The following is a 10,738-nucleotide window of genomic DNA, read 5'->3' on the forward strand; positions in this document are numbered from 1 at the left end:
AAAACGCAGACAGAAAAAAGCCGGTGCAGGGCACCGGCCAAAAGGCATTGGAAAACTTGACTCTTCAGGGCATTACCAGTTTTTGCCGAGACGGGCATCCACACTGAAAGCCCCTGCTCCGGCCGCCGCCAGCGCCAGGAAACCACCGGCGACGGAGACGTTCTTCATAAACATCAGCATCTGCATCTGTTCGGCAGGCTGGTAGTGGAAAATAAAGGCAGCCATCAGGGTGAAACCGGCCAGCAGCACGGAGAGGCTGCGGGTAAAGAGACCGAGCACGACGGCAAGGCCACCACCCAGCTCAAGCAGGATCACCAGCGGCAACATAAAGCCGGGTACACCCATCGCTTCCATATAGCCCTGAGTACCGGCATAGCCGCCGATCTTGCTCCAGCCCGCCATTACGAACATCAGCGCCAGCAGTACACGACCCGCCAGCAGCGCTACATCTTTCATCTTGTCCATTTCATATTCCTCGTTTGTGTCACATCACCGCTGACTGCTTCAGGGTAGGTCAAATAACAGAGCTTGGCTGGCACTGGTCGCAACCAGCTCCCACCGGTATTCATCACGACTGAGTACCCCGTCGCCGGGTCGGGCAGCCAGACCGTTGGCGGTCAACTCCCCTGAAATCATCTGCAGGTAACCGTGTCGGCCAGCCAGTGCCCATTCGAGCGTCTCGCCCGGGGCCAGTTCCAGCCGCCATACGCGGGCCTGCTGGCGGATCACGAAGGATCCCGCCTCGCCATCCGGTGACGCCACCAGCGTCATACCCGGTCTGGACTCGATCTTCTTCTGCTGATATCCGGGTGGCGTGCTGACTTCATTCGGCTCGATCCAGATCTGCAACAGGGAGAGGGGTTCCGTCTGCGAGGGGTTGTACTCGCTGTGGCGGATCCCGCTGCCTGCGCTCATCAGCTGGAAATCCCCTGCCGGGATCTGCTCGGCATGGCCGAGGCTGTCCTTGTGCTCTATGGTGCCTTGCAGCACGCAGGTGAGGATCTCCATATTGGCGTGAGGGTGGGTGGCGAATCCGCCACCCGGCGCAACCAGATCCTGATTGATCACCCGCAGTACCGAGTGCCCCATCCACTCCGGGTCATAGTAGTGACCGAAGGAGAAACTGTGGCGCGCGTCCAGCCAGCCAAAGTTGGCCTTGCCCCGCGCTTCTGCGGCTCTCAATTGCATCATGGTGTGCTCCTCACCTACCGGGACGGTTGATTAACGCTGTTTGCCGCTACCGATGCCGAACGGAATACGGTATTCGCTGCTCTGGTCAGCCAGGCTGACGGTCAGGTTGCCCTGGGTACGGCTCGGGATCCGCACCTGCTGGGTGCCTGTCAGGTTGGCGTGGACCGATGCCAGCAGATCGCCAGACTCGTCACGCACTTCAAGCATCGGATTGGCTTTGCCATCCATTGCGGCAGTGGCGTTCCAGTTCACAAACAGCACACCGGGCATGGCATTGAAGTCAGCCGGTACGGAAGCCTGGGCGAAACCAGTGGTCATCAGGCCTGCAACGGCCAGCATCTTGATTACGTTTTTCATGTTCATTCACTCTCTTGTTTTATATGTCATTGCCAAGGCCTTTTCGGCCAGAATCAATGCATCCATGCAAGAGGTTATTCAAATAGTGTGTTGTTCTTTCACCGACGTCAGACAGACCGATTTGGTGTGTCACAGTGCGGAACTACCCGCATATTTGGCCGCTCGACGTTCCTGCCTAAGCGTTGATTGAATATTAAAGTGACATGACCTAACTTGTTAGCGAGATAAACTGGCAAACATATTCAAAAAAATTGAAGGTGAGGAATGGCCAAGGAATCGAACAAGGAGCGGGCGCTGACCCTGGAGGCAATCCGGGTGCTGGACGCCATCGACCGCCGCGGCAGCTTTGCGGCGGCGGCCGACGAGCTGGGCAAGGTGCCCTCGGCATTGAGCTACACGGTGCAGAAGCTGGAAGACGAACTGGATGCCATGCTGTTTGACCGCAGCGGCCACCGCACCAAGTTCACCCCGGCGGGGCGCATGCTGCTGGAGCGCGGCCGGGTGCTGCTGGAGGCAGCCGAGCATCTGGTGGGCGAGACCCGGGCATTGGCCCGTGGCTGGGAGACCGACATCACAGTCGCCGTCGATGCGCTGGTCCCGGTGCAGGCCCTCTACCCCTTGGTGGAGAAGCTGGCCGAGCAGACCGATACCCGACTGCGGCTGCGGGCCGAGGTGCTGGCGGGTAGCTGGGAGTGTCTGGAAGATGGTCGCGCCGACCTGCTTATCTCCTCCATCAACCCGGACATCATGATGACCGGCATCAAGCATCAGGTGATCAAGGACGAGGTGATGCTCTACGTCGCACATCCCGCTCACCCGCTACATCAGGAGCCCGAACCTTTGGCCGACGAGACCCTGCGCCGCTACCGCGCCATCGCCGTCGCCGATACCGCCCTGCGCAAGCCGGTGCTCACCTACCGCCTGCTCGACAAGCAGCCGCGCCTCACTGTCAGCACCATGACGGAGAAACGGGATGCCCTGCTGGCAGGGATCGGCGTCGGTACCATGCCACAGAGCTGGATTGAGGAGGACATCCGAGCCGGACGGCTCAAGGTGATCAGCCCCGAATATCGCCATCAGCTGCAGGTCGTACTGGCCTGGCGGCGAGACACCATGGGCAAGGCCAAAAGCTGGCTGGTGCGGGAGATACCAAAACTATTTGCAACTGGTGAGAAATGAGATCCAGTTAACAGAAATGTTAATTGCATGCCTCACTTGACGCCCAATATCTTTGCTGATTTCATAGCCGCCTCATTGAACCCATGGAAGCTGTAGAAAATGAAAAAGAGTTTGCTGGTTGCCCTCACCACCCTGCCCCTGTTTGCCAATGCCGGCCTGATGGACTCGCTGACCGACAGCGTCACCAGCAGCGTCAAGGATGCGGCCAGCACTGCCGTATCCGGTGCCATGGACAGCGCATCCAACGAAGCCATCAAAAAGGCACTGGATATCAAGGAAGGCGGCTCCAACAAGCAGGCAGTCAAAGATAAGCTGGGCTCTCCTGCCACCACCAAGACTGAATCCGGTCTGGAAGTGTGGACCTATGATCTGGATGCCCTGAAGAAGGCTTCTCCGCTGCTGGCAGAGACAACCACAACCCTGCTGAAAGATACCGACGCCGCCAAGAAAAACGTGGTCATCAAGTTCGAAGGCGAAACCGTCAAGAAAGTAGAGCTGACCGACAAGGCTCAAGGCTAAGTTCGCTCGTCCGGTGAAGTGGGTTGCACACCCGTACCGGCACAGATAGCAAGAGGGGGAGCATCAGGCTCCCCCTCTTTTATTGGCAATCACCAGCGTTCAGCCAATCTGCAGCTCAACGCAGTAAGCACAAAAAGGGTGGCCTCGGCCACCCTTGGTTTTAACAGCGGGCGTAGTTACTGGTTCGCTTCGGCGAACTGCTTCATCGCTTCGGCGTGCTTGGTCATACCGGCGGCACGCTCGTTGAGCTTCTTGATGAACTCCGCCTTCTTGGCAGGATCTTCAATGCGGTCATAACGTTGCTGCAGGTTGGCCTGGATCTGCTCCGGGGTCATGTTCTGCATGCGGGCCATCTTGTCGTGGCGGCCACCGTGGTGTTTGCCACCCATCATGCCGCCGTCCATCGGGCAATCCACCATGGCACCGGGCTGGCCGGTGGGGGCCGCTTCACTGGCAGCATAGGCACCCAGCGGCAGGCCAAGGATCAGGGTGGCGGTCAGCAGGGTTTTGGTCAGCTTTTTCATGGTCTATCTCCTGTAGGGATGATTCTGGTTCGGCGCTCTTGCCTTGCCCTCAAGTAAACACCCTGTCGGTGTCTGAACTTTGCCAGCATCGCCCTTTTTTGTAGCAGAGTGTGGCATCGTGCGGATCTGGCACACTTTGACACAAACCGCCGTCCGGATTTTCGTATACTCGGGCCAACGCCAAGCAGGGGAGGTATTCATGAACCAGGGCAACACCCACATTCTGGTGGTCGACGATCACAGCGAGATCCGCGATCTCTTGAAGCGCTTTCTGGAGCAGCACGGCCTTCGGGTCAGTTGCGCCCGGGATGGCAAGGAGATGAAGCGACTGCTGGAGGAGCGGGAGTTCGACCTGCTGGTGCTGGATCTGATGATGCCGGGTGAAGATGGTCTGACCCTCTGCCGCGAGCTGCGGGTCAAATCGAACCTGCCCATCATTATGCTCACGGCCATGGGGGAAGAGACCGACCGCATCATAGGGCTGGAGATGGGGGCCGACGACTATCTGGCCAAGCCTTTCAATCCGCGCGAGCTGCTGGCGCGCATCAAGGCGGTGATGCGCCGCACCCAGGCGGATAACCAACCCGCCGCCGAAACCCTGACCCGGGATCTGCGTTTCGATCGCTGGCTGCTCGACGTCAATCGTCGGGAGCTGGTCGATGAGGATGGGGTGGGCCTCAGCCTCTCCACTGCCGAATTCGATCTGCTCAAGGTGTTTCTGGAACGCCCGCAGCGAGTGCTGAGCCGGGATCAATTGCTGGACCTGGCGCGTGGCCGCGAGGCGGTGGCCTTTGATCGCGCCATCGATACTCTGGTGAGCCGCCTGCGCCGCAAGCTGGAGCGGGATCCCAAGAATCCGGAGCTGATCAAGACCATCTGGGGTGGCGGCTATATGTTCTCCGCCGACGTGACGCAGGTTTAAGCAGTGGGCACCTTGCGACGACTGTGGGCACGGATGTGGCCCAAGGGGCTGACCGGCCAGATCATTCTGGTGGCGCTGGCAGGGTTGATCCTGATCCAGCTGCTCAGTATCCAGATCTACCGCACGGATCGGGAGGAGGCGCTCGGCTTCGTCAACAGCCGCAACGCCATGCAGCGGATCATCTCGGTGGTCAGGCTGCTCTCCCTCTCCCCCCCGTCCCTCTATGACGAGATCCTAAAGGCGAGCCGCAGCGAGACCCTGCTGCTGCGCCTCTCTGACGAGCCGCTGCAACCGGATAACCGCAGCCCCCGCTTCGAGCAGCTGGTGCGCTCGCGCCTCAACTATCCCCCCGGCCTCACCGTCGAGATCAGTGCCGAACTGAAGGAGGATACCCAGCGCAGCAAGGCGTGGGAACATCATGCCCGCATGATGCGGGATCGCAAGGGCCCTCCACCGCCGCGGGATATGCGGCTCTACGGCTCCATCGAACTGCCGCAGGGGGGCTGGCTGCAGTTCAGCTCGCTGGTCGACAAGGAGGCGGGTAGCTGGTCGTGGCAGACAACCCTCAACCTGATGCTGGTCGCCAGTCTGGTGATCGGGCTGATGGTGCTGCTGTTTCGTCGCGCCACCCGCCCGCTCAAGCAGCTGGCAGGCAATGCGGAGCGGCTCGGGCGGGGCGAGGATATCGAGCCCTTGAAAGAGGAGGGGCCGACCGAGATCCGCGAATCGATTCAGGCCTTCAACCGGATGCACACCCGGCTCGACCGCTTCGTGCAGGACAGAACCCGGATGCTGGCGGCCATCTCCCACGATCTGCGCACCCCCATCACCAGCCTGCGGCTGCGCACCGAGTTTCTGGCCGATGGCGAGGACAAGGAGCGCATCCAGCAGACCCTGCAACAGATGGAGCAGATGCTGGCCGCGACCCTCAGCTTTGCCCGCGAGGAGGGACAGCAGGAGGCGACCCGCGAACTGGATCTGGTCAGCCTGCTGGTCAGCCTGTGCGATGACTATGCCGATACCGGCCAGCCGGTCACCTGTCTGGCGGAGGGCAAAGAGGTCTACGCCTGCCGGGCCAACACCCTGCGCCGGGTGCTGCAGAACCTGATCGGCAACGCCATCAAATATGCCGGCAGCGCCGAAGTGTCGCTGGAGCGGCGCAAGGAGGAGCTGTTGATCCGGGTCTGCGATAACGGGCCGGGGATCGATCCGGCGCGGCTCGAGGATGTGTTCAAACCCTTCGTGCGGCTCGATGAAGCGCGCAACACCGAGTCCGGCAGTGTCGGGTTGGGGCTCTCCATCGCCCGCACCCTGGTCCATCAGCACGGCGGCGAGCTGACCCTGCTCAATCGGCCACAGGGGGGACTGGAGGCGCGGATCAGCCTGCCGCTGTAAGTAGTTACTCTATCCGCCAGCCTTGTCATGGCGCCATTTGCATCATGCAAACTTCATCATTTGAGCGCTTGTTCTTCGATGAGAAAGGCGGTGATAATCGGTGACCACGGGACGGTATACGGCAACGGATTGGAGCAAGGATGGCCTCTTCCAGGACAGGAGTCATAGTCAGTATCGGGTGGGGGCTCCTGCTGCTCGCCCTTGCCCTGCCTGCCCGGGCCAAAGCCCCGGAAGAGCCGATCATCATTACCAACTCAAAAGCCTGGCAGCCCTTCTCCTATATCAATGAGTCGGGCCAGCCGGATGGCCTGCTGATCGATTTGTGGCGTGAATATGCCAGGGTGACCGGCCAGAAGATCGAGTTCAGGCTGGTCGACTGGCAAGGCTCCCTCGACCTGCTCCATGAGGGGAAAGCGGACGTTCACGCCGGACTGCTCTGGTCACCGGAGCGGGACAAACTGTTCGACTATGGCCGGCCTCTCGCCCAGCTCGACTCCCAACTCTTCTTCTCGAGCGAACTGCGCGGCACCGATGTACATTACTACCTGCTCCATGAAACGGTCGGTGTGGTAGCCGGTGGCTACGAGGAGTATTACGCCAGACGCTACTTCCCCGGCACCAGACTGCAGACCTTCGACGACAATGACGCCCTGCTGGCGGCGGCCTTTCGGGGCGACATTAAGGCCTTTATCGCCGATCTGCAGGTCGCCAACTTCTACATCTATACCTCGGACGATCCCACCCGCTTTATTCCGGTTCGCCACCTCTATACTGACCAGATCCGCTTTGCAGTGAGAAAGGGCGACCTTGCCCTGTTAAACCGGCTGGAAGAGGGGTTCGCCAAGCTCAAAGAGAGCGATCGGGAGCGGATCATCCGCAAGTGGATGCATGTCGAAACCGTCTACCCCATCCATCTCGGTCCCTGGCTACTGCTTGCTGGGGCATTGATCATGGTGGCCTACATAGTGCAATTGCGCCGCGCCGTTGCCAGCCGCACCACCGAGTTGAGCCGCGCCAACGCCAGACTGGAGAAACAAGCCAGTACCGACCCCCTGACCGGCCTGCTCAACCGACGGGCATTCATGCCTGCCATGGAGCAACAGCTGGCAAGTGGGGATCCCTGTGCTCTGCTGCTGTTCGATGTGGATCACTTCAAGGAGACCAATGACCGCTTTGGTCATGGCATCGGGGATCTGTTGCTGGAAAAGCTGGCCACGACTGTGACCAACCTGTTGCCCGAAGAGGCTCTGCTGGCCCGCATCGGCGGCGAGGAGTTTTGCCTGCTGCTGCCGCTGGCCACGCTGGCAGAGACAGAGCAGTGGGCCAAACGCCTCTGTCAGGAGTGCAATCAACAAACTCTGTACACCGACAATAGTGCAGTGACACTATCCATCAGCACCGGGGCAGTCTGGGTAGCCGCAGAGAGAGAGGCTGATGCCGACCAGCTACTACGGCAGGCTGATGCCCTCATGTATCAGGCCAAGGGACGGGGGCGCAATACCTGGCAAGCCGCCTCCTATCAGGCATAGCACCCTGACGGACGCGCAATAAAAACGGCCACCATCGGAAGATGGCGGCCGCATGACAGGTTCCCTATCAGAAGTTGTAGGTCACGCCCAGGTTGTAGCGGCGACCATCCAGTACAGTGCCATAGCTGCTGTAATCCACCGTCTTGTCGAACAGGTTATAGACCCCGGCGGTCAGATCCAGATGCTTGTTGGCCTTGTAGACCAGGCCCATGTCAAAGAAGGTGTAGGAAGGAGTCCCCTCCGCCATCTTGACCCGGCTCAGGTACTCGGAGGTCTCGCCACGGAAGTTTACCCGTGACCAGAGGCTGAGATCCTCGGTGGTTTGCCAGTCAACACTGCCGTTGAACATGTGACGGGGCATCTGGTTGAGGGCATGACCCGCCAGTGGACCACTCTTCTGCTCGGACTGGGTAAAGGTGTAGCTGGAGCTGACCGACCAATCCTCATTGATGGCCCAATCCATCATCCCCTCGACACCGCGCATGTTCGCCTTGTCGACGTTGACCCGATCACTGATGAAGTCATAACTGTGACCATTGAGGGTACAGGCGGGATCACTCTTGCTGGTGCAGCGACGCACTTCGGAGATCTTGTTCTTGAAGTCGGTGTTGAACAGGGTAACCCCGGCGTTGAAGCCCTGATGACCGTTCCACAGCAGGCCGATCTCTTCACTCACGCTAGTCTCGGGTTTGAGGTCCGGGTTACCGACCAGCATACCATCCAGGCTGCCACCACCGGTGACCTGACCCCAGTTGGCCGCCGACATTCGCAAGTCAGGAGAGCGGTAACCGGTCGATACGCCTCCTTTCAGGGTCCAGCTATCATCCAGATGCCAAACGCCGTAGAGGCGCGGGCTCCAGTGAGAACCGTAGTTCTGGTCCCGATCCATGCGGGCGCCACCGGTCAGGGCAAAGCTGTCAGTGAGTGACCACTCATCCTCGACAAACATCGCCCAGCTCCAGCGGGTCAGCTGCTCGGCAGGGTTGGCCACTTTCAGGGTATTGCCCTGATCGTGCAGATCCTCATAACGATACTGCCCACCGACGCTCAGGTAGTGATCCCCCAGAATGAACTGGGTGTGGGTATCGGCGATGGTGTTGGTGAGCTCCATCTGGCGGCCGGGATTGGTGTTGGTCTCCTGCTGCAGATAGCTGCTGGAAGAGCCGAAATCATACTGACCATCATGGGTCAGCGCATAGTTGGTGCGCTCGTATCGGTTAAGGCTATCTTTCGCCTTGGCAGCCAGCGAATTGCCGGCCGTGCGATCCCGATCCTGCAGACTACGACTGGCTTCCAGATCGAAGCGGTTATGGTCATCAGGCTTGAAGCTGAGCACCGCCGTGCCACTGCGAGTCTCTTGCTCGGCAAAACCCTGGGTAAATTTGTCTTCACCACGATGAGCAAGCTGACCGTGGAAACGCAGCCCCAACACGCCATCGATCAGTGAACCTGCGGTATAGGCATCGGTCTGGAAGCTATTGCCGGCATCCTTGTTCTCCTGGAAGGTCGAATCAGCGTGAACAGAGCCCTGCCAAGCCAGACCGGTGGTCTTGCGGGTAATGACGTTAATCACGCCCCCCATGGCATCGGAACCATAACGGGATGACATAGGGCCACGGACGACCTCAATGCGCTCAATCGCCTGCAGTGGCGGCAGCCAGCCCTGCTCGATACCCGGACCATCGCTGTTCGGGCGAGTGCCACGGCTATCCACCTTCTTGCCATCAACCAGCATCAGGGTGTATTTCGAACCCATACCACGAATGCTGATATCACTGCTGCTGCCACCGCCGGTCACCACAACACCGGGAACATCCTTCAGGGCATCGGTCACATCGCGATATGCCCGTTTCTCCAGCTGCTCACGGGTAATCACGGAGATGGAGGCAGCTGAGTCTTCAATCTTCTGCTGGAAGCCGGAAGCGGTGACGACCATCACCTCTTGTTTGGCAGCATAGGCCTGGGTCGCAAGAAGGGAGCAGATCAGCAAGGCAAGCTTGTTCGGTTTCACTGTTGTCATGTTTTAGCCTGAACATTTTTAGTAGGAAGGTGACGTATTCCCTTACTTCACTCATTACAACGCCCTAGCATCCGGCCAGACGCAGCATTAGAAAAGGCTCATTTGAAAAGCACTTTATTAATCAGCCCGCATTGTAACGACCCCGACCCGATCATTCAAACAATAATCATTATCATTTATTTCGCATAGCATTCCTGCTGCAGAACAGCTCACTCTTGATAAGGGATTGTTTTAATAGAATAAATCCATAAACAAACAAGGGGATTAAACAAACAAGCGGAAGCAATGACGTACCGTTGCAAGATGGCCTGATTTAATCGTCATGCACTATGGCCAAGGTGGGGTGTGATGCGATACAGAGCTGGAAACAGTAGCAAGAACGCCAACAGGGGGAAGGTATTGCCATCGCGGTGGGATGTCGGCAGCTCACCAGCAGGCTAAAACATCAAAACCCAGTCGTCAGACTGGGCTTTGTGTTGGTTCTGGTGTGCAAAACTGTGGATCACTGGGCAAAAACGCCCATAGCAAAAAGGCCTTCCCAGATGGGAAGGCCTTTCAAATTAGTGGCGGAGCGGACGGGACTCGAACCCGCGACCCCCGGCGTGACAGGCCGGTATTCTAACCGACTGAACTACCGCTCCGCATTCGGTTAGCTTGCGCTAAATCATTTGCCGCTTCTTATGAGGTGTCATCCTCGCAGCCAGTGACGTGATTCTTCACATCACCGTTTAATTGGGTGCCTGGCAGTGTCCTACTCTCGCATGGCGAATGCCACACTACCATCGGCGCTACCGCGTTTCACTTCTGAGTTCGGCATGGGATCAGGTGGTTCCACGGCGCTATGGCCGCCAGGCAAATTCTTTAATCCAGAAAGCTGACGTGAATAACGACTTGGTCATTATCACTGAATTAGTAGTTCACTCATTCGCTACAAGGCCAGAAACACTTCTTGGGTGTTGTATGGTTAAGCCTCACGGGTAATTAGTACGGGTTAGCTCAATGCATCGCTGCACTTACACACCCCGCCTATCAACGTTGTGGTCTCCAACGGCCCTTTAGGACCCTCAAGGGGTCAGGGATGACTCATCTCAGGGCTCGCTTC

Annotated in this window: 10 protein-coding genes, 1 tRNA gene and 2 rRNA genes; 5 read left to right on the forward strand and 8 right to left on the reverse strand. The window is 58.6% G+C overall.

Annotated features, from left to right (window positions below; genetic code table 11):
- Positions 1-72 precede the first annotated feature (72 nt).
- From G5315_RS06495 to G5315_RS06505, 3 genes are read right to left on the reverse strand one after another with little or no spacing between them, the layout of a single operon-like run.
- Positions 73-465: a DoxX family protein gene (locus G5315_RS06495; protein ID WP_005336513.1), complete on the reverse strand. Its 393-nt coding sequence runs from the start codon at positions 463-465 to the stop codon at positions 73-75.
- A gap of 39 nt (positions 466-504) precedes the next feature.
- On the reverse strand, positions 505-1,191 hold the full coding sequence (locus G5315_RS06500; RefSeq protein ID WP_335830710.1) for a pirin family protein: 687 nt from the start codon (positions 1,189-1,191) through the stop codon (positions 505-507).
- A gap of 30 nt (positions 1,192-1,221) precedes the next feature.
- Positions 1,222-1,554 carry a hypothetical protein gene (locus G5315_RS06505; RefSeq protein WP_013723379.1) on the reverse strand — a complete coding sequence of 111 codons (333 nt, stop codon included), beginning with the start codon at positions 1,552-1,554 and terminating at the stop codon, positions 1,222-1,224.
- Positions 1,555-1,812: 258 nt separating this feature from the next.
- On the opposite strand from G5315_RS06505, the gene G5315_RS06510 reads away from it, so the two are divergent.
- Positions 1,813-2,727, forward strand: a complete 915-nt coding sequence (locus G5315_RS06510; protein ID WP_213390526.1) for a LysR family transcriptional regulator — start codon at positions 1,813-1,815, stop codon at positions 2,725-2,727.
- A gap of 99 nt (positions 2,728-2,826) precedes the next feature.
- Positions 2,827-3,246, forward strand: a complete 420-nt coding sequence (locus G5315_RS06515) for a hypothetical protein (RefSeq protein ID WP_421332761.1) — start codon at positions 2,827-2,829, stop codon at positions 3,244-3,246.
- Positions 3,247-3,422: 176 nt separating this feature from the next.
- On the opposite strand, the gene G5315_RS06520 is transcribed toward G5315_RS06515, so the two are convergent.
- Positions 3,423-3,770, reverse strand: coding sequence for a hypothetical protein (locus tag G5315_RS06520; protein WP_100652356.1), 348 nt, complete (start codon positions 3,768-3,770; stop codon positions 3,423-3,425).
- Positions 3,771-3,969: 199 nt separating this feature from the next.
- Here G5315_RS06520 and G5315_RS06525 point away from each other — a divergent pair, with 199 nt between their 5' ends.
- The 3 genes from G5315_RS06525 to G5315_RS06535 all read left to right on the forward strand — a co-directional run bounded on the left by G5315_RS06525 (position 3,970) and on the right by G5315_RS06535 (position 7,616).
- Positions 3,970-4,692 (forward strand): response regulator, encoded by a 723-nt coding sequence (locus tag G5315_RS06525; protein ID WP_042052907.1) that lies wholly within the window; start codon positions 3,970-3,972, stop codon positions 4,690-4,692.
- Positions 4,693-4,725: 33 nt separating this feature from the next.
- Positions 4,726-6,087, forward strand: coding sequence for an ATP-binding protein (locus G5315_RS06530; RefSeq protein ID WP_021231762.1), 1,362 nt, complete (start codon positions 4,726-4,728; stop codon positions 6,085-6,087).
- 140 nt (positions 6,088-6,227) lie between these two features.
- A complete protein-coding gene (locus G5315_RS06535; RefSeq protein ID WP_421332762.1) occupies positions 6,228-7,616 on the forward strand; it encodes a diguanylate cyclase domain-containing protein in 1,389 nt (462 codons plus the stop codon).
- A 67-nt stretch (positions 7,617-7,683) separates the two neighbouring features.
- Here G5315_RS06535 and G5315_RS06540 read toward each other — a convergent pair whose 3' ends face one another.
- From G5315_RS06540 to G5315_RS06555, 4 genes are all read right to left on the reverse strand, one after another.
- Entirely contained in the window at positions 7,684-9,636 is a 1,953-nt protein-coding gene (locus G5315_RS06540) for a ligand-gated channel protein (RefSeq protein ID WP_421263062.1), read from the reverse strand.
- Between the two features lie 564 nt (positions 9,637-10,200).
- Positions 10,201-10,277: transfer RNA gene (locus G5315_RS06545), tRNA-Asp, on the reverse strand.
- 97 nt (positions 10,278-10,374) lie between these two features.
- Positions 10,375-10,489: ribosomal RNA gene (gene rrf / locus G5315_RS06550) — 5S ribosomal RNA — on the reverse strand.
- A gap of 107 nt (positions 10,490-10,596) precedes the next feature.
- Positions 10,597-10,738: ribosomal RNA gene (locus tag G5315_RS06555) — 23S ribosomal RNA — on the reverse strand; the annotation flags it as partial.

Source organism: Aeromonas sp. 603607 (assembly GCF_049171595.1).
GTDB lineage: Bacteria > Pseudomonadota > Gammaproteobacteria > Enterobacterales > Aeromonadaceae > Aeromonas > Aeromonas veronii.

Bases quoted from the DNA above. Each gene is read 5' to 3' on its own strand.
- G5315_RS06540 (WP_421263062.1), bottom strand. From the start codon at position 9,636: ATGACAACAGTGAAACCGAACAAGCTTGCCTTGCTGATCTGCTCCCTT.
- G5315_RS06500 (WP_335830710.1), bottom strand. From the start codon at position 1,191: ATGATGCAATTGAGAGCCGCAGAAGCGCGGGGCAAGGCCAACTTTGGC.
- G5315_RS06505 (WP_013723379.1), bottom strand. From the start codon at position 1,554: ATGAACATGAAAAACGTAATCAAGATGCTGGCCGTTGCAGGCCTGATG.
- G5315_RS06525 (WP_042052907.1), top strand. From the start codon at position 3,970: ATGAACCAGGGCAACACCCACATTCTGGTGGTCGACGATCACAGCGAG.
- G5315_RS06515 (WP_421332761.1), top strand. From the start codon at position 2,827: ATGAAAAAGAGTTTGCTGGTTGCCCTCACCACCCTGCCCCTGTTTGCC.
- G5315_RS06495 (WP_005336513.1), bottom strand. From the start codon at position 465: ATGGACAAGATGAAAGATGTAGCGCTGCTGGCGGGTCGTGTACTGCTG.
- G5315_RS06520 (WP_100652356.1), bottom strand. From the start codon at position 3,770: ATGAAAAAGCTGACCAAAACCCTGCTGACCGCCACCCTGATCCTTGGC.
- G5315_RS06535 (WP_421332762.1), top strand. From the start codon at position 6,228: ATGGCCTCTTCCAGGACAGGAGTCATAGTCAGTATCGGGTGGGGGCTC.
- G5315_RS06530 (WP_021231762.1), top strand. From the start codon at position 4,726: ATGTGGCCCAAGGGGCTGACCGGCCAGATCATTCTGGTGGCGCTGGCA.
- G5315_RS06510 (WP_213390526.1), top strand. From the start codon at position 1,813: ATGGCCAAGGAATCGAACAAGGAGCGGGCGCTGACCCTGGAGGCAATC.